Source organism: Faunimonas pinastri (assembly GCF_900110915.1).
Classification (GTDB): domain Bacteria; phylum Pseudomonadota; class Alphaproteobacteria; order Rhizobiales; family Afifellaceae; genus Faunimonas; species Faunimonas pinastri.
This window is the reverse complement of the sequence record NZ_FOFG01000010.1, coordinates 16,308-33,853: the sequence shown is the minus strand read 5'-3', so window position 1 is coordinate 33,853 and position 17,546 is coordinate 16,308. Positions and strand designations below refer to the sequence as shown.

29 protein-coding genes are annotated in these 17,546 nt (G+C 62.1%); all 29 read left to right on the top strand.

Going from position 1 to position 17,546, the window contains the following annotated elements:
• Position 1: 1 nt before the first annotated feature.
• The 29 genes from fusA to rplQ all read left to right on the top strand — a co-directional run bounded on the left by fusA (position 2) and on the right by rplQ (position 17,373).
• Entirely contained in the window at positions 2–2,077 is a 2,076-nt protein-coding gene (fusA, locus tag BMY25_RS13530) for an elongation factor G (RefSeq protein WP_092497419.1), read from the top strand.
• A 39-nt stretch (positions 2,078–2,116) separates the two neighbouring features.
• Positions 2,117–3,292 carry an elongation factor Tu gene (tuf, locus tag BMY25_RS13525; RefSeq protein WP_092497417.1) on the top strand — a complete coding sequence of 392 codons (1,176 nt, stop codon included), beginning with the start codon at positions 2,117–2,119 and terminating at the stop codon, positions 3,290–3,292.
• 61 nt (positions 3,293–3,353) lie between these two features.
• Positions 3,354–3,662, top strand: coding sequence for a 30S ribosomal protein S10 (gene rpsJ / locus BMY25_RS13520; protein WP_092497415.1), 309 nt, complete (start codon positions 3,354–3,356; stop codon positions 3,660–3,662).
• Between the two features lie 28 nt (positions 3,663–3,690).
• On the top strand, positions 3,691–4,431 hold the full coding sequence (gene rplC / locus BMY25_RS13515; protein WP_092497413.1) for a 50S ribosomal protein L3: 741 nt from the start codon (positions 3,691–3,693) through the stop codon (positions 4,429–4,431).
• Positions 4,431–5,051: a 50S ribosomal protein L4 gene (gene rplD / locus BMY25_RS13510; protein WP_092497411.1), complete on the top strand. Its 621-nt coding sequence runs from the start codon at positions 4,431–4,433 to the stop codon at positions 5,049–5,051. The genes rplC and rplD overlap by 1 nt, the downstream gene beginning before the upstream one ends.
• Positions 5,048–5,341, top strand: a complete 294-nt coding sequence (locus tag BMY25_RS13505) for a 50S ribosomal protein L23 (RefSeq protein WP_092497409.1) — start codon at positions 5,048–5,050, stop codon at positions 5,339–5,341. The genes rplD and BMY25_RS13505 overlap by 4 nt, the downstream gene beginning before the upstream one ends.
• Positions 5,342–5,372: 31 nt before the next feature.
• A complete protein-coding gene (rplB, locus tag BMY25_RS13500) occupies positions 5,373–6,209 on the top strand; it encodes a 50S ribosomal protein L2 (RefSeq protein ID WP_092497407.1) in 837 nt (278 codons plus the stop codon).
• A gap of 24 nt (positions 6,210–6,233) precedes the next feature.
• Positions 6,234–6,512, top strand: coding sequence for a 30S ribosomal protein S19 (gene rpsS, locus BMY25_RS13495; protein ID WP_092497405.1), 279 nt, complete (start codon positions 6,234–6,236; stop codon positions 6,510–6,512).
• 2 nt (positions 6,513–6,514) lie between these two features.
• Positions 6,515–6,895: a 50S ribosomal protein L22 gene (gene rplV / locus BMY25_RS13490; protein ID WP_092497403.1), complete on the top strand. Its 381-nt coding sequence runs from the start codon at positions 6,515–6,517 to the stop codon at positions 6,893–6,895.
• A gap of 7 nt (positions 6,896–6,902) precedes the next feature.
• Positions 6,903–7,601: a 30S ribosomal protein S3 gene (gene rpsC, locus BMY25_RS13485; RefSeq protein ID WP_092497401.1), complete on the top strand. Its 699-nt coding sequence runs from the start codon at positions 6,903–6,905 to the stop codon at positions 7,599–7,601.
• Between the two features lie 19 nt (positions 7,602–7,620).
• Positions 7,621–8,034: a 50S ribosomal protein L16 gene (gene rplP, locus BMY25_RS13480; RefSeq protein WP_092497399.1), complete on the top strand. Its 414-nt coding sequence runs from the start codon at positions 7,621–7,623 to the stop codon at positions 8,032–8,034.
• Between the two features lie 11 nt (positions 8,035–8,045).
• The gene (gene rpmC, locus BMY25_RS13475; RefSeq protein ID WP_092497397.1) at positions 8,046–8,249 is read left to right on the top strand and encodes a 50S ribosomal protein L29; all 204 of its coding nucleotides are present in this window, start codon (positions 8,046–8,048) and stop codon (positions 8,247–8,249) included.
• Positions 8,250–8,259: 10 nt separating this feature from the next.
• A complete protein-coding gene (rpsQ, locus tag BMY25_RS13470) occupies positions 8,260–8,502 on the top strand; it encodes a 30S ribosomal protein S17 (protein ID WP_092497395.1) in 243 nt (80 codons plus the stop codon).
• 65 nt (positions 8,503–8,567) lie between these two features.
• The gene (gene rplN / locus BMY25_RS13465) at positions 8,568–8,936 is read left to right on the top strand and encodes a 50S ribosomal protein L14 (RefSeq protein WP_092497393.1); all 369 of its coding nucleotides are present in this window, start codon (positions 8,568–8,570) and stop codon (positions 8,934–8,936) included.
• A gap of 2 nt (positions 8,937–8,938) precedes the next feature.
• Positions 8,939–9,253 carry a 50S ribosomal protein L24 gene (gene rplX, locus BMY25_RS13460; protein ID WP_092497391.1) on the top strand — a complete coding sequence of 105 codons (315 nt, stop codon included), beginning with the start codon at positions 8,939–8,941 and terminating at the stop codon, positions 9,251–9,253.
• Positions 9,246–9,809 (top strand): 50S ribosomal protein L5, encoded by a 564-nt coding sequence (rplE, locus tag BMY25_RS13455; RefSeq protein WP_092497389.1) that lies wholly within the window; start codon positions 9,246–9,248, stop codon positions 9,807–9,809. The genes rplX and rplE overlap by 8 nt, the downstream gene beginning before the upstream one ends.
• Before the next feature lie 24 nt (positions 9,810–9,833).
• The gene (gene rpsN, locus BMY25_RS13450) at positions 9,834–10,139 is read left to right on the top strand and encodes a 30S ribosomal protein S14 (RefSeq protein ID WP_092497387.1); all 306 of its coding nucleotides are present in this window, start codon (positions 9,834–9,836) and stop codon (positions 10,137–10,139) included.
• Positions 10,140–10,150: 11 nt separating this feature from the next.
• Entirely contained in the window at positions 10,151–10,546 is a 396-nt protein-coding gene (rpsH, locus tag BMY25_RS13445; RefSeq protein WP_092497385.1) for a 30S ribosomal protein S8, read from the top strand.
• Positions 10,547–10,574: 28 nt separating this feature from the next.
• Positions 10,575–11,108, top strand: a complete 534-nt coding sequence (gene rplF / locus BMY25_RS13440; protein ID WP_092497383.1) for a 50S ribosomal protein L6 — start codon at positions 10,575–10,577, stop codon at positions 11,106–11,108.
• An 11-nt stretch (positions 11,109–11,119) separates the two neighbouring features.
• On the top strand, positions 11,120–11,482 hold the full coding sequence (gene rplR / locus BMY25_RS13435; RefSeq protein ID WP_092497381.1) for a 50S ribosomal protein L18: 363 nt from the start codon (positions 11,120–11,122) through the stop codon (positions 11,480–11,482).
• Positions 11,483–11,525: 43 nt separating this feature from the next.
• On the top strand, positions 11,526–12,110 hold the full coding sequence (rpsE, locus tag BMY25_RS13430; RefSeq protein ID WP_092497379.1) for a 30S ribosomal protein S5: 585 nt from the start codon (positions 11,526–11,528) through the stop codon (positions 12,108–12,110).
• Positions 12,111–12,120: 10 nt separating this feature from the next.
• Positions 12,121–12,315: a 50S ribosomal protein L30 gene (rpmD, locus tag BMY25_RS13425; protein WP_092497377.1), complete on the top strand. Its 195-nt coding sequence runs from the start codon at positions 12,121–12,123 to the stop codon at positions 12,313–12,315.
• A 28-nt stretch (positions 12,316–12,343) separates the two neighbouring features.
• Positions 12,344–12,826, top strand: coding sequence for a 50S ribosomal protein L15 (rplO, locus tag BMY25_RS13420; RefSeq protein ID WP_092497375.1), 483 nt, complete (start codon positions 12,344–12,346; stop codon positions 12,824–12,826).
• 22 nt (positions 12,827–12,848) lie between these two features.
• A complete protein-coding gene (gene secY / locus BMY25_RS13415) occupies positions 12,849–14,183 on the top strand; it encodes a preprotein translocase subunit SecY (protein WP_092497373.1) in 1,335 nt (444 codons plus the stop codon).
• The gene (locus tag BMY25_RS13410) at positions 14,180–14,836 is read left to right on the top strand and encodes an adenylate kinase (protein ID WP_092497371.1); all 657 of its coding nucleotides are present in this window, start codon (positions 14,180–14,182) and stop codon (positions 14,834–14,836) included. Before secY ends, BMY25_RS13410 begins: the two co-directional genes overlap by 4 nt.
• A 175-nt stretch (positions 14,837–15,011) precedes the next feature.
• Positions 15,012–15,380, top strand: coding sequence for a 30S ribosomal protein S13 (gene rpsM, locus BMY25_RS13405; RefSeq protein WP_092497369.1), 369 nt, complete (start codon positions 15,012–15,014; stop codon positions 15,378–15,380).
• Positions 15,381–15,401: 21 nt separating this feature from the next.
• Positions 15,402–15,791, top strand: coding sequence for a 30S ribosomal protein S11 (gene rpsK, locus BMY25_RS13400; protein WP_092497367.1), 390 nt, complete (start codon positions 15,402–15,404; stop codon positions 15,789–15,791).
• Between the two features lie 82 nt (positions 15,792–15,873).
• Positions 15,874–16,896, top strand: a complete 1,023-nt coding sequence (locus BMY25_RS13395) for a DNA-directed RNA polymerase subunit alpha (protein WP_092497365.1) — start codon at positions 15,874–15,876, stop codon at positions 16,894–16,896.
• A 48-nt stretch (positions 16,897–16,944) separates the two neighbouring features.
• Complete coding sequence (gene rplQ, locus BMY25_RS13390) at positions 16,945–17,373, top strand: 50S ribosomal protein L17 (RefSeq protein ID WP_092497363.1); 429 nt, start codon at positions 16,945–16,947, stop codon at positions 17,371–17,373.
• Positions 17,374–17,546 lie beyond the last annotated feature (173 nt).

Here is a 17,546-nt window from a genome sequence, read left to right as displayed (position 1 = left end):
CATGGCTCGCACGCACAAAATCGAGGACTACCGCAACTTTGGCATCATGGCCCACATCGATGCGGGCAAGACGACGACGACCGAGCGGGTTCTCTACTACTCCGGCAAGTCCCACAAGATCGGCGAAGTGCACGAAGGCGCTGCGACCATGGACTACATGGAGCAGGAGCAGGAGCGCGGCATCACGATCACGTCCGCTGCGACGACGACCTTCTGGAACGGCAAGCGCCTGAACATCATCGACACCCCCGGACACGTTGACTTCACCATCGAAGTCGAGCGTTCGCTGCGCGTGCTCGACGGTGCGGTCTGCGTGCTGGACTCCAACCAGGGCGTCGAACCTCAGACGGAGACCGTGTGGCGCCAGGGCGACAAGTACAAGGTTCCGCGGATCGTCTTCTGTAACAAGATGGACAAGACCGGCGCGAACTTCGATCAGTGCCTGTCCGACATCCGGACCCGTCTCGGCGCCAAGCCGGTTCCGATCCAGCTGCCGATCGGTTCGGAGAACAACTTCAAGGGCATCATCGACCTGGTGCGCATGAAGGCTGTCATCTGGGAAGACGAGGGCCTGGGCGCCAAGTTCCATGACGAGGAAATCCCGGCCGACCTTCTGGACCGCGCCACCGAGCTGCGCCAGGAGCTGGTCGAGGCCGCCGTCGATCTCGACGAGACCGTGATGGAAGCCTACCTCGAGGGCAACGAGCCCGACGAGGCGACTTTGAAGCGTCTGATCCGCAAGGCGGTTCTGGTTTCGGCATTCTACCCGGTTCTTGCTGGCTCGGCCTTCAAGAACAAGGGTGTGCAGACGCTGCTCGACGCGGTTGTCGATTACCTGCCGTCCCCGGTTGACGTTCCCCCGACCAAGGGTATCGACGTCAAGACGGAGCAGGAGATCGTCCGCCACTCGACCGACGACGAGCCGCTCTCGATGCTCGCTTTCAAGATCATCGAGGATCCGTTCGGCCTGCTGACCTTTGCTCGCGTCTATTCGGGCAAGGTGACCAAGGGTTCCATGCTCCTGAACTCCACCAAGGAGAAGAAGGAGCGCATCGGCCGCATGGTTCTGATGCATGCGAATTCCCGCGAAGATATCGAAGAAGCCTATGCCGGCGACATCGTCGCCTTCGTGGGCCTCAAGGATACCCGGACGGGCGATACGCTTTGCGACCCGGCCAAGCCGGTGATCCTGGAGCGCATGGAGTTCCCCGCGCCGGTTATCGAAATGGCCGTCGAGGCCGCTTCGAAGGCCGACCAGGAAAAGCTGGGTCTGGCGCTCGCTAAGCTCGCTTCCGAGGATCCCTCCTTCAACGTTTCGACGGACCAGGAGTCCGGCCAGACGATCATCAAGGGCATGGGTGAGCTTCATCTGGACATCAAGATCGATATCCTGAAGCGCGCTCCCTACAACATCAAGGTGAACGTCGGCGCTCCGCAGGTCGCTTACCGCGAGACGATCCGCAAGAAGGCCGAAATCGACTACACGCACAAGAAGCAGACCGGTGGTACCGGCCAGTTCGCCCGCGTGAAGTTCGTGATCGAGCCGAACGAAGTCGGTGCCGGCTTCGCGTTCGAGAACAAGATCGTCGGCGGTGTCGTGCCGAAGGAATACGTTCCGGGCGTTGAGAAGGGCCTGAATTCGGTCATGGGCTCCGGCCCGCTTGCCGGCTTCCCCGTCGTGGACGTCAAGGTTTCGCTGATCGACGGCGCGTACCACGAGGTGGACTCCTCGGCGATCGCGTTCGAAATCGCTTCCCGCGCTGCCTTCCGCGAAGGCATCGAGAAGGCGAGCCCGGCGCTGTTGGAGCCCGTGATGAAGGTCGAGTGCGTGTCCCCCGAGGAATATGTCGGGTCCGTCATCGGCGACCTGAATTCCCGGCGCGGCCAGATCCAGGGCCAGGACATGCGCGGCAACGCGAATGTCATCACGGCCTTCGTTCCGCTCGCCAACATGTTCGGCTACGTGAACCAGCTCCGTTCGATGAGCCAGGGGCGCGCCAGCTACACCATGTCGTTCGATCACTATGAGCAGGTCCCGAACCAGGTCGCTCAAGAGATCCAAGCCAAGTACGCCTGATCCTTGGATCGGACTTTAAGAATCTGACGGAGTTATCTCATGTCGAAAGAGAAATTTGCTCGTAACAAGCCGCATGTGAACATCGGCACGATTGGTCACGTTGACCATGGCAAGACGACGCTGACGGCAGCGATCACGAAGTTCTTCGGCGAATTCCGTGCGTACGACCAGATCGACGCGGCTCCCGAGGAGCGGGCTCGCGGCATCACGATCAACACGGCGCACGTCGAGTACGAGACGGAAAACCGTCACTACGCCCACGTCGATTGCCCCGGCCACGCCGACTACGTGAAGAACATGATCACGGGTGCGGCGCAGATGGATGGCGGCATCCTGGTGGTGTCGGCGGCTGATGGCCCGATGCCGCAGACCCGCGAGCACATCCTGCTGGCCCGCCAGGTCGGCGTCCCGGCTCTGGTGGTGTTCCTGAACAAGGTCGACATGGTCGACGACGAGGAACTCCTGGAGCTGGTCGAGCTGGAAGTGCGCGAGCTGCTCTCCTCCTATGAGTTCCCGGGCGACGACATTCCGATCACCAAGGGTTCGGCCCTTGCGGCTCTGGAAGGCAAGACCCCCGAGATCGGCGAGAACGCGGTCCGCGAGCTGATGGCTCACGTCGACAGCTACATCCCGACCCCCGAGCGTCCGATCGACCAGCCCTTCCTGATGCCGATCGAAGACGTGTTCTCGATCTCCGGCCGCGGCACCGTCGTGACCGGCCGTGTCGAGCGCGGCATCGTCAAGGTCGGCGAGGAAGTCGAGATCGTCGGCATTCGCGACACCCGCAAGACGACCGTGACCGGCGTGGAAATGTTCCGCAAGCTGCTCGACCAGGGTCAGGCTGGCGACAACATCGGCGCGCTGATCCGCGGCGTTGGTCGTGAGGACGTTGAGCGTGGCCAGATCCTGTGCAAGCCGGGTTCGGTGACCCCGCACACGAACTTCAAGGCCGAGGCCTACATCCTGACCAAGGAAGAGGGTGGCCGTCACACGCCGTTCTTCACGAACTACCGTCCGCAGTTCTACTTCCGCACGACTGACGTGACGGGCGTGGTGACGCTGCCGGAAGGCACTGAGATGGTCATGCCGGGCGACAACGTCGCCATGGAAGTCCAGCTCATCGTTCCGATCGCCATGGAAGAGAAGCTCCGCTTCGCTATCCGTGAAGGCGGTCGGACCGTCGGTGCCGGTATCGTCGCCGAAATCATCAAGTAATCGGACTTGAGGACTGGGTGCGCCGGCTTTCGGCGCACTCGTCATCGCAGAGGCTAAATTCATGAACGGACAGAACATTCGGATCCGGCTCAAGGCCTTCGACCATCGCGTGCTCGACACGTCGACGGCGGAGATCGTGTCGACGGCCAAGCGGACCGGCGCTCAGGTGAGGGGGCCAATCCCGCTTCCGACCCGGATCGAGAAGTTCACCGTCAACCGCTCGCCGCACGTCGATAAGAAGAGCCGCGAGCAGTTCGAGATTCGGACCCACAAGCGGCTTCTCGACATCATCGACCCCACTCCGCAGACCGTCGACGCTTTGATGAAGCTCGACCTCGCGGCTGGTGTCGATGTCGAGATCAAGCTCTAAGGCGTGTCGCTGACAAGGTAGTAAGACCATGCGCTCAGGCGTGATCGCACAGAAGGTGGGAATGACCCGCGTTTACACGGAAGCCGGCGAGCATGTGCCCGTCACGGTTCTCCGGGTGGACAATTGCCAGGTCGTTGCCCAGCGTACGGAAGACAAGGACGGCTACACGGCTGTTCAGCTTGGCGTCGGCCAGGCCAAGACGAAGAACACTACGCTGGCTCAGCGTGGACACTTCGCGAAGGCCGAAGTCGAGCCCAAGCGGAAGGTGGCGGAGTTCAGGGTGAGCGCCGACAACCTCATTGAGGTTGGCGCGGAGATCACCGCGGAACACTTCCTCCCCGGGCAGTATGTGGACGTGACCGGCACGTCGATCGGCAAGGGCTTTGCCGGCGTCATGAAGCGACACAACTTCGGTGGTGGTCGTGCAACGCACGGTAACTCCGTGTCGCATCGCTCGCATGGCTCCACCGGTCAGCGCCAGGACCCGGGTAAGGTCTTCAAGGGCAAGAAGATGGCCGGTCACATGGGCGATGTCCGCGTGACCACGCAGAACCTCGAGGTTGTCCGCACGGACGCCGAGAAGGGCGTGATCCTGGTTCGCGGTGCGGTTCCCGGCGCCAAAGGCGGCTGGATCCTGGTCCGTGACGCCGTGAAGGTGCGCGCTCCGGAAGGTCTGCCGATGCCGGCCGCTCTGCGCCAGAAGAATGCTGCTCCGGCGGCTGCCAACGAGACGGCGGAAGCCGGCGAGAATGCCGGGGGAGAGGCCTGATGGAACTCAAGGTAACGACGCTCGACGGTAAGGCCGCCGGAAACGTGACCGTTTCCGACGAGGTCTTCGGTCTCGAGCCGCGCGTCGATATCCTGCAGCGGATGGTCCGCTACCAGGAGCTCAAGCGCCAGCAGGGCACGCACAAGACCAAGGGCCGCTCCGAGGTCTCCGCGACCTCGAAGAAAATGTACCGTCAGAAGGGCACCGGTGGTGCTCGTCACGGCAACAAGGCAGCTCCGCAGTTCCGTGGCGGCGGCAAGGCCTTTGGGCCGGTGCCGCACAGCCATGCCATCGACCTTCCCAAGAAGGTCCGGGCGATGGCTCTGAAGCATGCGCTTTCGGCGAAGATCAAGGACGAGTCGGTCGTCGTGATCGACGAGGCCCGTGCGGCCGACCCGAAGACCAAGGCTTTGCTTGCAAAGTTCGAGGGACTCGGTCTTTCCAAGGCGCTGATCATCGGCGGTGCGGAGATCGACGAGAACTTCGGCCGCGCTGCGCGGAACATCCCGCAGATCGACGTCCTGCCGGTGCAGGGCATCAACGTCTACGACATTCTGCGCTGCGGCACGCTGGTTCTGACCAAGGCTGCCATCGAAGCGCTCGAGGAGCGGTTCGCATGACCGACCTGAGGCATTACGACACGATTGTCGCACCGATCATCACCGAGAAGTCGACGCTGGTTTCCGAACACAACCAGGTCATCTTCAAGGTCGCCGACAAGGCGACCAAGCCGGAGATCAAGGCTGCAGTCGAAGCGCTGTTTAACGTGAAGGTCACGGCCGTCAACACCCTCGTCCGCAAGGGCAAGGAGAAGCGGTTCCGCGGCATGATCGGCCGGCAGCGGAATTACAAGAAGGCGATCGTGACGCTGGCAGCTGGCCAGTCGATCGACGTCACGACCGGGCTCTAAGGCGCGGCACGGGAATTTCGGGAAAAGACCGATGGCACTTAAGACGTTTAATCCGACGACCCCGGGCCAGCGACAGCTGGTGATCGTCGATCGTTCCGAACTCTGGAAGGGCAAGCCCGAGAAGGGCTTGACTGAAGGTCTGAACCGTTCGGGCGGTCGCAACAATCTCGGCCGGGTGACGGCGTTCGGACGCGGTGGCGGCCACAAGCGGACCTACCGCCTCGTGGACTTCAAGCGCCGCAAGTTCGACGTGCCTGCCACGGTCGAGCGCCTGGAATACGATCCGAACCGCTCGGCGTTTATCGCGCTGGTCCGGTACGAAGATGGCGAGCTGTCCTACATCCTGGCGCCGCAGCGTCTGGCCGCCGGGGACACCGTCGTCGCCGGCGAGAGCGTGGACGTGAAGCCCGGCAACGCGATGCCGCTCCGCTCCATCCCGGTCGGTACCGTGATCCACAACGTGGAGCTCAAGCCCGGCCGTGGCGGTCAGATGGCTCGTTCCGCCGGCGCGTATGCCCAGCTGGTCGGTCGTGACCAGGGCTATGCGATCATTCGTCTGGGTTCGGGCGAGCAGCGTCTTGTTCATGGCATGTGCATGGCCACGATCGGCGCCGTGTCCAACCAGGACCATTCCAATGCGAGCCTCGGCAAGGCCGGTCGGTCCCGCTGGCTCGGTCGTCGCCCGTCTGTCCGCGGCGTCGCTATGAACCCGGTCGACCACCCGCACGGTGGTGGTGAGGGTCGCACCTCGGGCGGCCGTCATCCGGTTACCCCCTGGGGCAAGCCGACCAAGGGCAAGAAGACCCGCTCGAACAAGAGAAGCTCGAAGTTCATCCTGCGCTCGCGGCATGCCCGCAAGGCGCGCTGAAGCTTCGATTAGGAGAGATCAGACGTGGCACGTTCTGTTTGGAAAGGCCCGTTCTTCGACGGCTACCTCCTCAAGAAGGTAGAGAAGGTTCGTGAGAGCGGTCGTAACGAAGTCATCAAGACCTGGAGCCGCCGCTCCACGATCCTGCCCCAGTTCGTTGGCGTCACCTTCGGTGTCTACAACGGCCAGAAGCATGTTCCCGTGGCGGTGTCGGAAGACATGATCGGGCACAAGCTCGGCGAATTCTCGCCGACGCGGACCTATTACGGTCATGCGGCCGACAAGAAGTCGAAGAGGAAGTAATCATGGGCAAGCCGAAGCGCGAGCGCGTGCTGAAGGAAAACGAGGCGCGCGCCGTCTCGCACATGATCCGCATCAGCCCCCAGAAGCTGAACCTCGTTGCCGCGATGATCCGCGGCAAGAAGGTGTCGGCGGCTCTGGCTGACCTCGAGTTTTCGCGCAAGCGGATCTCGGAAACGGTCCGCAAGACCCTCGAAAGCGCGATCGCCAACGCCGAGAACAACCACGAGATGGACGTCGACAACCTGGTTGTCGCCGAAGCTCATGTGGGTAAGGCGCTGGTCATGAAGCGGTTCAGCCCGCGGGCACGCGGTCGGGTCGGCAAGATCCTGAAGCCGTTCTCGCACCTGACGGTCGTGGTTCGCGAAGTCGAAGAAAGCGCCTGAGGACATCATGGGTCAGAAAGTCAATCCGATCGGGCTGCGTCTCGGCATCAACCGGACCTGGGATTCGCGCTGGTTCGCGAACACCGCCGAGTACGGCAACCTTCTCCACGAGGACATCCGCATCCGCGAAATGCTCGAGAAAGAGCTGAAGCAGGCAGCGGTTTCCCGCATCGTGATCGAGCGCCCGCATAAAAAGTGCAGGGTAACCATTCATTCTGCGCGTCCGGGTATTGTCATTGGCAAGAAGGGCGCCGATATCGACAAGCTGCGTCGCTTGGTTGGCCGCATGACGAAATCGGAAGTGCACATCAACATCGTTGAAGTGCGCAAGCCCGAGATCGATGCCAATCTGGTGGCTCAGTCGATTGCCCAGCAGCTGGAGCGTCGCGTTGCGTTCCGTCGCGCCATGAAGCGCGCGGTTCAATCCGCGATGCGTCTCGGTGCACAGGGCATTCGTATCAATTGCGGCGGCCGTCTGGGCGGCGCGGAAATCGCACGTACCGAATGGTACCGCGAGGGCCGCGTTCCGCTCCATACGCTGCGCGCGGATGTCGACTACGGGACGGCGACGGCGCACACGGCCTATGGCACGTGCGGTATCAAGGTCTGGATCTTCAAGGGCGAAATCCTGGAGCACGATCCGATGGGTTCGGAGAAGCGGCTTCTGGAAGGCGCAGACACGTCGCGTCGTGGCGTAGCCGCGTAAGCGCTGAAAGAGAAAAACGATGCTGCAACCCAAGCGCACCAAGTTCCGCAAGGCGTTCAAGGGCCGTATCCACGGTGCCTCGAAAGGCGGGACGCTGTTGAACTTCGGTTCCTACGGCCTGAAGGCCCTGGAGCCGGAGCGTGTCACTGCACGCCAGATCGAAGCCGCCCGTCGTGCCATCACGCGTCATATGAAGCGTGCCGGCCGCGTGTGGATCCGCATTTTCCCCGACCTGCCGGTCACGGCCAAGCCGACCGAAGTCCGCATGGGTAAGGGCAAGGGCGCCATCGAGTATTGGGCTGCCCGGGTTGCCCCCGGCCGCATCATGTTCGAGATCGACGGTGTAACCGAGGAGACGGCGCGTGAGGCCCTGACGCTGGGCGCCGCGAAGCTTCCGGTTCGCACCCGCATCGTCTCGCGTATTGCGGAATAGGAGAGCGGACGATGAAGGCCAACGAGATCAAGACCAAGACGCTCGATGAACTCACCGAGCAGCTTGAGAGCCTGAAGAAGGAGCAGTTCAACCTGCGCTTCCAGAAGGCCACCGGTCAGCTCGAGAAGACTGCGCGCGTCCGTGAGGTTCGCCGCGACATTGCACGGATTAAGACGGTCGCCGCCCAGAAGCGTGCGGCGGACGCGAAGGCTTAAGGGGAATACGATGCCGAAGAGACTGCTCCAGGGCGTCGTCGTCAGCGACAAAGCCGACAAGACCATCGTGGTCAAGGTCGAACGTCGCTTCACGCACCCGCTTCTCAAGAAGACGGTGCGGCGGACCAAGAACTACCAGGCCCATGACGCGGAGAACCGCTTCAAGGTCGGCGATAGCGTGACCATCGAGGAAAGCGCGCCGATTTCGAAGACCAAGCGTTGGGTCGTGGTCGAGACTGCATCCGCCGAATAGGCGGTCCATAACAAGGCAAACGGCGGGCTCTGCCCGTACGTGCAGAAAGAGAAGGGTGTCGAGCCATGATCCAGATGCAGACAAACCTTGATGTCGCAGACAATTCCGGCGCTCGCCGGGTGATGTGCATCAAGGTGCTCGGTGGCTCCAAGCGCAAGTACGCTCAGGTGGGCGATATCATCGTCGTGTCCGTGAAGGAGGCTATTCCTCGCGGCCGCGTCAAGAAGGGCGACGTGATGAAGGCGGTCGTGGTTCGCACGGCCAAGGACATCCGTCGCGCAGACGGCAGCGTAATCCGTTTCGACAAGAACGCAGCCGTCCTGATCGACAACAAGAAGGAGCCGGTGGGCACCCGTATCTTCGGACCGGTTCCGCGCGAGCTTCGCGCCAAGAACCACATGAAGATCATCTCGCTCGCGCCGGAGGTGCTGTAATCATGGCCGCGAAGATCAAGAAGGGCGACACGGTCGTCGTCCTGACCGGTCGCGACAAGGGTCGCTCCGGTGAAGTGCTCGAGGTTCGCCCGAAGGAAGGCCGAGCCGTCGTGCGCGGCGTGAACGTCGCTACGAAGCACACCAAACAGTCTGCGACGGAGCAGGGCGGTATCGTGCGCGTCGAAGCCGCGATCCAGCTCTCCAACCTGGCTGTGCAGGACAAGGACGGAAAGCCGACCCGCGTCGGCTTCAAGGTGCTTGAAGACGGACGCAAGGTTCGCGTCGCCAAGCGCTCGGGAGAGACGATCGATGGCTGAGGTTGAGCTGCAAGAGGTTCCGCGGCTTCAGGCGTACTACCGCGACGTGGTGGTGCCGAAGCTGCAGGAAGAGTTCGGGTACTCCAACCCGATGGTCATTCCGCGCATCGAGAAGATCGTCCTGAACATGGGCGTCGGCGAAGCCGTGAACGATTCCAAGAAGGTCCAGACGGCTGCCGATGATCTCGGCCGCATCGCTGGCCAGAAGCCGGCGATCACCCACGCTCGCAAGTCCATTGCGACCTTCAAGCTGCGTGAAGGCATGCCCATCGGCGCTCGCGTCACCCTGCGCAAGCAGCGGATGTACGAGTTCCTGGATCGCCTGGTGACCATCGCGCTGCCCCGCGTTCGAGACTTCCGGGGTCTGAACCCGAAGAGCTTCGACGGGCGCGGCAACTTCGCCCTCGGCATGAAGGAGCATATCGTGTTCCCCGAGATCGACTACGACAAGGTCGATCAGGTTTGGGGTATGGACATTATCGTCTGCACGACCGCTGCTTCCGACGATGAAGCTCGGGCGCTCCTGAAGGCAATGAACTTCCCGTTCCGCCAGTAACCGGAACGCAGAAAGGCTAGTACGATGGCGAAAAAGAGCGCGATCGAGAAGAACAACCGCCGCAGGAAGCTCGCTGCCCGCTATGCTGGGAAGCGCGAAGAACTGAAGGCGATCTCGGCTGATGAATCCCTGAGCGATCAGGAGCGGTTCTCCGCCCGCATGCAGCTCGCTGAACTGCCGCGGAACTCGGCTCCGAGCCGTATCCGTAACCGTTGCGAAGTGACGGGGCGTCCCCGAGCTTACTACCGTAAGCTCAAGATGAGCCGCATCGCGCTGCGTGAGCTTGGCAACGGGGGCATGATCCCCGGCCTGGTCAAGTCGAGCTGGTAAGGAGAGGCGCAATGGTCAACGATCCTATCGGCGATATGCTGACGCGCATCCGCAATGCGCAGATGCGGAACCGCCCTTCCGTGAACACGCCCGCTTCGACCCTTCGCGGCCGGGTGCTGGACGTTTTGCAGTCGGAAGGCTATATCCGCGGCTATTCCCAGGTGGAGTTCGCCGACGGCAAGAACGAGTTCCAGATCGAGCTGAAGTATTCGGACGGCCAGCCGGTCATCCGCGACATCCAGCGCGTCTCGAAGCCGGGCCGTCGGGTCTACGCTTCCGTTCGCAACATCCCCCGCGTGGCGGACGGGCTTGGTGTTTCCATTCTGTCGACCCCGAAGGGTGTCATGGCAGACCATGAAGCACGCAGCCAGAATGTCGGCGGCGAGGTGCTCTGCAACATCTTCTGATGTTGCGGGCAACGTAACGGATAGAAAAATGTCACGAATTGGCAAAAAGGCGGTCTCCGTACCGCAGGGCGTGCAGGCCTCCGTCGAGGGCCAGACCGTGACGGCGAAGGGACCCAAGGGTCAACTCGCCGTTCGCCTGGACGACGAAGTTCTGGTCGTGCTGAACGACAACGAGATCAAGGTTGATCCGCGCGACAACTCCAAGGACGCCCGCTCAAAGTGGGGCATGTCCCGCACTCTGGTGCAGAACATCCTTACGGGCGTCACCAGCGGCTTCGAGCGTCGGCTTGAGATCACCGGCGTCGGCTATCGTGCGCAGGTTCAGGGCCAGGCTCTGAACCTTGCTCTCGGCTACAGCCACGACGTCGCTTACCCGATCCCGGAAGGCATCCAGATCGTTTGCCCGCGTCCGACGGAAATCGTCATCACCGGGATCGACAAGCAGAAGGTTGGCCAGGTTGCGGCCGAGATCCGCGAATATCGCGCTCCGGAGCCGTACAAGGGCAAGGGCGTGAAATACGCTGGCGAGTTCATCTTCCGCAAGGAAGGCAAGAAGAAGTAACGGGTGTTCCCATGGCGATAAAGAAGTCCACATCCGACCGGCGCAAGGCCCGTGTCCGGATGGCGCTGAAGAAGGTCGCAGGCGAACGCCCGAGACTTTCGATCCACCGCTCGTCCAAGCAGATCTACGCTCAGGTCATCGACGACGTGCGCGGCCACACGATCGCTTCGGCTTCCACCCTGGAGAAGGATCTCCGGGAGAAGTTGTCGACCGGTGCAAATCTGGAAGCGGCGACCGAGGTCGGCCGTCTGGTTGCGGAGCGTGCCAAGGCCGCCGGCATCGAGAAGGTCGTGTTCGATCGCGGTCGCTTCATCTATCACGGCCGGGTCAAGGCGCTGGCGGAAGCCGCGCGCGAAGGCGGACTGGAATTCTGATCCGTATCTCTGGTACGGACTCTCACGAAACGGAATCACACTGATGGCGCAACAAGAACGGCAGGGCAGGGGTGGTCGCGATCGCGGCCGCGACCGCGAAGAGGAACAGAGCGAGTTCGTCGACAAGCTCGTCCACATCAACCGCGTCGCGAAGGTCGTGAAGGGTGGTCGTCGCTTCGGCTTTGCCGCTCTCGTGGTCGTCGGTGACACGCGTGGACGTGTCGGCTTCGGTCATGGCAAGGCGCGTGAAGTGCCGGAAGCGATCCGCAAGGCGACGGAAGCAGCCAAGCGCGGTCTGATCCGCGTGCCTCTGCGCGAAGGCCGTACGCTGCATCACGACGTCGAAGGGCATCATGGGGCAGGTCGCGTGGTTCTTCGTGCGGCTCCGGCTGGTACCGGCATCATCGCCGGTGGGCCGATGCGTGCGATCTTCGAGACCCTCGGCATTCACGACATCGTCGCGAAGTCGCTCGGAACCTCGAACCCGTACAACATGATCCGTGCGACGTTCGACGCCCTGAAGCACGAGGACAGCCCGCGTTCGGTCGCTGCGCGTCGTGGCCTCAAGGTATCTGCGCTGCAGGGTCGCCGTCGCGACGCCGATGCGTCGGCTCCGGCCGAAGCCTGAGGATTCAGAGATGTCAGAAGCTCAGAAGACCCTTATCGTCGAGCAGACGGGCAGCCCGATTCGCCGTCCGGCCGAGCAGCGCCAGACGCTGATCGGCCTCGGTCTCAATAAAATCCGCCGCCGTGCGACCCTGGAGGATACTCCGGCTGTGCGCGGCATGATCGCCAAGGTCAGCCACCTCGTCCGCATCGTGGACGAGGGCTGATCTGCCGACAGCTTACGGGATTATCCCAATGAAACTGAACGAACTTACCGACAATCCGGGTGCCACCAAGCCCCGCAAGCGTGTCGGCCGCGGTATCGGCTCGGGCGTCGGCAAGACCGGCGGTCGCGGCGTAAAGGGACAGAAGTCCCGCACCGGCGTTTCGATCAACGGCTTCGAGGGCGGCCAGATGCCGATCCATCGTCGCCTGCCGAAGCGTGGCTTCACCAACATCTTCGCGAAGGATTACGCCGAGGTTACTCTCGAGCGCATCCAGATCGCGATCGATGCGGGTAAGCTCGACGCCGGGCAGACGATCGACGCGGAGGCACTCAAGGCTGCTGGCGTTATCCGTCGCGTCAAGGATGGCGTACGCGTCCTGGGCTCGGGCGAGCTTACGTCCAAGGTGAACCTCGACGTTGCCGGCGCGACAAAGTCCGTCGCAGCGGCGGTGGAGAAGGTCGGCGGCACCTTGAAGGTCGTCGAGGCGAAGGCCGAAGAAGCCGCAGCCTAACCCTTCTTTATCTGGAGCGATCATGGCCTCTGCAGCCGAGCAGCTTGCCTCCAACCTGAACTTTTCCGCCTTTGCGAAGGCGGATGAGCTCAAGCGTCGGATCTGGTTCACCCTTGGCGCTCTGCTGGTCTACCGGCTTGGCACCTATATCCCGCTGCCGGGGATCAACATTGCCGGCCTACAGCAGGCCTTCCAGCAGCAGTCCCAGGGTATTCTGGGAATGTTCAACATGTTTGCCGGTGGCGCGGTTGGCCGTATGGCCATCTTTGCCCTCGGCATCATGCCGTATATCTCCGCCTCGATCATCGTTCAGCTGATGACCACGGTGATCCCACAGCTCGAGAGCCTGAAGAAGGAAGGCGAGCAGGGGCGGAAGGTCATCAACCAGTACACACGGTATCTGACCGTAGTGCTCGCGGTCGTCCAGTCGTACGGTATCGCTGTCGGGCTCGAAGGATCCTCGTCGGGCATCGTCACGAACCCGGGCTGGTTCTTCATCTTCACCGCCGTGGTGACGCTGACTGGCGGCACGATGTTCCTGATGTGGCTGGGTGAACAGATCACTTCGCGAGGCATCGGTAACGGAATTTCGCTGATTATCTTCGCCGGTATCGCGGCGGGTATACCGCGCGCTCTTGCGGGTTTGCTCGAGCTTGGCCGCCAGGGTGCGCTTTCAACCGGCATTATCTTCGGTGTCGCCGTGCTCGTGGTCGTGGTCATCGCGCTGATTGTCTTCATGGAGCGGGCGCAGCGCCGTCTTCTGATCCAATATCCGAAGCGGCAAATGGGCAACCGCCAGTTTCAGGGCGAGTCTTCTCACCTGCCGCTGAAGCTGAACAGCTCGGGCGTTATCCCTCCGATTTTCGCCTCGTCGCTGCTTCTGCTGCCGACAACGATCGCGAACTTCTCCGCCGGCCGCGGGCCTGCTTGGCTCGGGACAGTGACGGCGATGCTCGGCCATGGCCAGCCGCTTTACATGCTGCTTTACGGCCTGCTGATCATCTTCTTCTCGTTCTTCTACACGGCGATCGTTTTCAATCCGAAGGACACGGCCGACCAGTTGAAGAAGCACGGCGGCTTCATTCCGGGCATCCGACCGGGCGAGCGGACCGCGGCCTATATCGACTATGTGCTGACGCGCATCACTGTTATCGGTGCGATCTATATCCTGCTCGTATGTCTGATTCCCGAGTTCCTGATTGCCCAGGCCAGACTGCCCTTCTATTTCGGGGGCACGTCGCTTCTGATCGTGGTCAGCGTCACCATGGATACTGTTGCTCAGATTCAGGGGCACCTGCTGGCGCACCAGTATGAAGGCCTGATCAAAAAGTCGAGGTTGAGGGGCCGCAAGCGGTGAGATTGATTCTTCTTGGGCCTCCCGGCGCAGGCAAGGGGACCCAGGCGCAGCGGCTGGTGAAGGAGCGTGGCCTGGTCCAGCTCTCCACCGGCGACATGCTCCGGGCGGCGATTGCTGCCGAAACCGAGATGGGGCTTCGGGTAAAAGATGTGATGGCCAAAGGCCATCTCGTGTCGGACCAGATGGTCGTTGAGATCGTGGCGGAGCGTCTGGATCAGCCGGACATCCTGCCTGGCTTCATCCTCGACGGGTTCCCGCGAACGCTTCCTCAGGCGGATGCGCTGGAGAACCTGCTCGAGGAACGCAAGATCCCGCTGGACGTCGTGATCCTGCTGACTGTGGAAGACGACATTCTCGTGGAGCGGATTGCCGGCCGTTATACCTGCGCCAGTTGCGGGGGAGGGTATAACGACGTCACCCACAACCCTCGGGTCGAGGGTGTATGCGATCGCTGTGGCTCCACGGAGTTCAAGCGCCGGCCTGATGATCGGCGCGAGGTGGTTCAGGAACGTCTGCGGGCCTATTATCGCGAGACGGCTCCGCTGATCGGTTATTACTGGGCTAAGCGGAAGCTTCGCGCAGTAGACGGGATGCAGGACATTGGTGTCGTTAGCGACGCCATCGAAAGGATACTCGCGGAATTCGCGGGTTGACACCAAGGCGGTTGACGGATGATCGCCTTGACATTAAGTAACGGCACCAATCCCGAATGTTTGGATCGGTGCCTGAGTCCGTCAATGGCTTAGGGCCGGTGTTTCGTGCATTCGGTTCAGTTTTTTATTTGGAGCGCCCGCGCGTGAGCGACCGGCGCGGTAGAGGAGCTTCGGCGTGGCACGTATCGCTGGCGTCAATATCCCGACGAACAAGCGCGTTTTGATCGCGCTGCAGTACATTCATGGTATCGGTCCGGCCAAGGCCCAGGAGATCATGGTTAAGGTCGGTATTCCGGCTGAGCGTCGCGTGAACGAGCTGTCGGACGCCGATGTGCTTCGCATCCGCGAAACGATCGACCGCGATTACGTGGTGGAGGGCGATCTCCGTCGCGAGGTCTCCATGAGCATCAAGCGCCTGATGGATCTTGGCTCGTATCGTGGTCTGCGCCACCGTCGCGGCCTGCCGGTCCGCGGTCAGCGCACGCATACGAACGCTCGCACCCGCAAGGGTCCGGCCAAGGCGATCGCCGGTAAGAAGAAGTAAGCGGACCCAAGGAACAAAACGATGGCCAAAGACGCCACCCGCATTCGCAAGCGCGAACGCAAGAACATCACCTCGGGTATCGCGCATGTGAACTCGACCTTCAACAACACCATGATCACCATCACGGATGTGCAGGGGAACACCATCTCCTGGTCTTCCGCCGGTGCCATGGGCTTCAAGGGTTCGCGTAAGTCGACGCCCTACGCTGCGCAGATTGCCGGTGAAACTGCTGCCCGCAAGGCGCAGGAGCATGGCATGCGGACGCTCGAGGTCGAGGTTTCCGGGCCTGGTTCTGGCCGTGAGTCTGCGCTCCGCGCGCTGCAGGCTGCCGGCTTCACGATCACGACGATCCGTGACGTGACCCCGATTCCGCACAATGGTTGCCGCCCGCCCAAGCGTCGGCGCGTCTGACCTATAGAAGGTTCTCGGCCGCCTCTGGCGGCCGTAGCCGTCTCTCCGATTGGATGGGGGAGGCGGTTTTTCAGTGAGAGGTATGCTCGTGATCCAGAAAAACTGGCAGGATCTCATCAAGCCGGAGAAGCTTGATGTTAAACCCGGTACAGACCGCCGCCGGGTGGCCACCGCGGTGGCCGAGCCGCTGGAGCGCGGCTTCGGTCTCACGCTCGGCAATGCGCTGCGCCGCGTGCTGCTGTCGTCGCTTCAGGGTGCTGCTGTGACCAGCGTCCAGATCGACGGCGTTCTGCATGAATTCTCGTCCATTCCGGGTGTTCGGGAGGACGTGACCGACATCGTCCTGAACATCAAGGAAATCGCCGTCAAGATGACGGGCGAGGGCCCGAAGCGCATGACGCTGCGCAAGCAGGGCCCGGGTGTGGTCGTGGCTGGCGATATCCAGACGGTTGGTGACATCGAGATCCTGAACCCCGACCTGGTGCTTTGCACCCTGGACGAGGGCGCGGACATCCGGATGGAACTCGCGGTCGACACCGGCAAGGGCTATGTTCCGGCGGACCGGAACCGTCCGGAGGATGCGCCGATCGGTCTGATCCCGGTCGATAGCCTGTATTCGCCGGTCAAGAAGGTGTCCTACCGGGTTGAGAACACCCGCGAAGGCCAGGTCCTCGACTACGACAAGCTTTCGCTGAACATCGAGACCGACGGGTCGATCACGCCTGAAGACGCGCTGGCCTACGCTGCGCGCATCCTGCAGGATCAGCTGTCGATTTTCGTCTCCTTCGAGGAGCCGCGCAAGGAAGTCGTCGAGGAATCGACGCCGGAGCTTGCCTTCAATCCTGCCCTTCTCAAGAAGGTGGACGAGCTGGAGCTTTCGGTCCGTTCGGCCAACTGCCTGAAGAACGACAACATCGTTTATATCGGCGACCTGATCCAGAAGACGGAAGCGGAGATGCTTCGCACCCCCAACTTCGGTCGGAAGTCGCTGAACGAAATCAAGGAAGTGCTGGCCTCCATGGGCCTGCATCTCGGCATGGAAGTGCAGAGCTGGCCGCCGGATAATATCGACGAGCTCGCGAAGCGCTTCGAAGATCAATACTGAGAAACAGGCCAGCGGCGTGAGCCGTCGGCGAATTCAAGGAGACTGGCCATGCGCCACGGCAAATCCGGCCGCAAGCTGAACCGTACGTCGAGCCACCGGATGGCGATGTTCGCCAACATGGCGGCCTCGCTCATCGAGCACGAGCAGATCGTGACCACTCTTCCGAAGGCGAAGGAACTTCGCCCGATCGTGGAGAAGTTGGTGACGCTCGCCAAGAAGGGCGACCTGCATGCCCGCCGCACCGCGATTTCCCGCGTTCGCGACGAAGCGATGGTCAGGAAGCTCTTCGACACGCTGGGCCCGCGCTACAATGAGCGCAACGGCGGCTACACCCGTGTCCTGAAGGCGGGCTTCCGCCATGGCGACAATGCACCGGTTGCGGTGATCGAGTTCGTGGATCGCGACGTCAACGCCAAGGGCGCCGGCGACCGTGCCCGGCACGAGGCCGAGACGGCCGCGGAAGAAGCCGCAGCCTAATCCTTTCCGGACTGAAGGAGATCGAGGGGCCGCAAGGCCCCTTTTTCATGTCCGGCTTCCGCCGCAAGGGAGTCGGGGCGCCGAGCGACCGTTTGCTCGCTGCGCGACAGTGTTCCCGCTTGTCCCGGGAGGAGGGCGGTCGCATATGTGCGAGCGGGGCTTTTTGAACGCGA

Coding starts and splice junctions, on each gene's coding strand:
- fusA (WP_092497419.1), top strand. CDS start 2: ATGGCTCGCACGCACAAAATCGAGGACTACCGCAACTTTGGCATCATG.
- tuf (WP_092497417.1), top strand. CDS start 2,117: ATGTCGAAAGAGAAATTTGCTCGTAACAAGCCGCATGTGAACATCGGC.
- rpsJ (WP_092497415.1), top strand. CDS start 3,354: ATGAACGGACAGAACATTCGGATCCGGCTCAAGGCCTTCGACCATCGC.
- rplC (WP_092497413.1), top strand. CDS start 3,691: ATGCGCTCAGGCGTGATCGCACAGAAGGTGGGAATGACCCGCGTTTAC.
- rplD (WP_092497411.1), top strand. CDS start 4,431: ATGGAACTCAAGGTAACGACGCTCGACGGTAAGGCCGCCGGAAACGTG.
- BMY25_RS13505 (WP_092497409.1), top strand. CDS start 5,048: ATGACCGACCTGAGGCATTACGACACGATTGTCGCACCGATCATCACC.
- rplB (WP_092497407.1), top strand. CDS start 5,373: ATGGCACTTAAGACGTTTAATCCGACGACCCCGGGCCAGCGACAGCTG.
- rplV (WP_092497403.1), top strand. CDS start 6,515: ATGGGCAAGCCGAAGCGCGAGCGCGTGCTGAAGGAAAACGAGGCGCGC.
- rpsC (WP_092497401.1), top strand. CDS start 6,903: ATGGGTCAGAAAGTCAATCCGATCGGGCTGCGTCTCGGCATCAACCGG.
- rplP (WP_092497399.1), top strand. CDS start 7,621: ATGCTGCAACCCAAGCGCACCAAGTTCCGCAAGGCGTTCAAGGGCCGT.
- rpmC (WP_092497397.1), top strand. CDS start 8,046: ATGAAGGCCAACGAGATCAAGACCAAGACGCTCGATGAACTCACCGAG.
- rpsQ (WP_092497395.1), top strand. CDS start 8,260: ATGCCGAAGAGACTGCTCCAGGGCGTCGTCGTCAGCGACAAAGCCGAC.
- rplN (WP_092497393.1), top strand. CDS start 8,568: ATGATCCAGATGCAGACAAACCTTGATGTCGCAGACAATTCCGGCGCT.
- rplX (WP_092497391.1), top strand. CDS start 8,939: ATGGCCGCGAAGATCAAGAAGGGCGACACGGTCGTCGTCCTGACCGGT.
- rplE (WP_092497389.1), top strand. CDS start 9,246: ATGGCTGAGGTTGAGCTGCAAGAGGTTCCGCGGCTTCAGGCGTACTAC.
- rpsN (WP_092497387.1), top strand. CDS start 9,834: ATGGCGAAAAAGAGCGCGATCGAGAAGAACAACCGCCGCAGGAAGCTC.
- rpsH (WP_092497385.1), top strand. CDS start 10,151: ATGGTCAACGATCCTATCGGCGATATGCTGACGCGCATCCGCAATGCG.
- rplF (WP_092497383.1), top strand. CDS start 10,575: ATGTCACGAATTGGCAAAAAGGCGGTCTCCGTACCGCAGGGCGTGCAG.
- rplR (WP_092497381.1), top strand. CDS start 11,120: ATGGCGATAAAGAAGTCCACATCCGACCGGCGCAAGGCCCGTGTCCGG.
- rpsE (WP_092497379.1), top strand. CDS start 11,526: ATGGCGCAACAAGAACGGCAGGGCAGGGGTGGTCGCGATCGCGGCCGC.
- rpmD (WP_092497377.1), top strand. CDS start 12,121: ATGTCAGAAGCTCAGAAGACCCTTATCGTCGAGCAGACGGGCAGCCCG.
- rplO (WP_092497375.1), top strand. CDS start 12,344: ATGAAACTGAACGAACTTACCGACAATCCGGGTGCCACCAAGCCCCGC.
- secY (WP_092497373.1), top strand. CDS start 12,849: ATGGCCTCTGCAGCCGAGCAGCTTGCCTCCAACCTGAACTTTTCCGCC.
- rpsK (WP_092497367.1), top strand. CDS start 15,402: ATGGCCAAAGACGCCACCCGCATTCGCAAGCGCGAACGCAAGAACATC.
- BMY25_RS13395 (WP_092497365.1), top strand. CDS start 15,874: ATGCTCGTGATCCAGAAAAACTGGCAGGATCTCATCAAGCCGGAGAAG.
- rplQ (WP_092497363.1), top strand. CDS start 16,945: ATGCGCCACGGCAAATCCGGCCGCAAGCTGAACCGTACGTCGAGCCAC.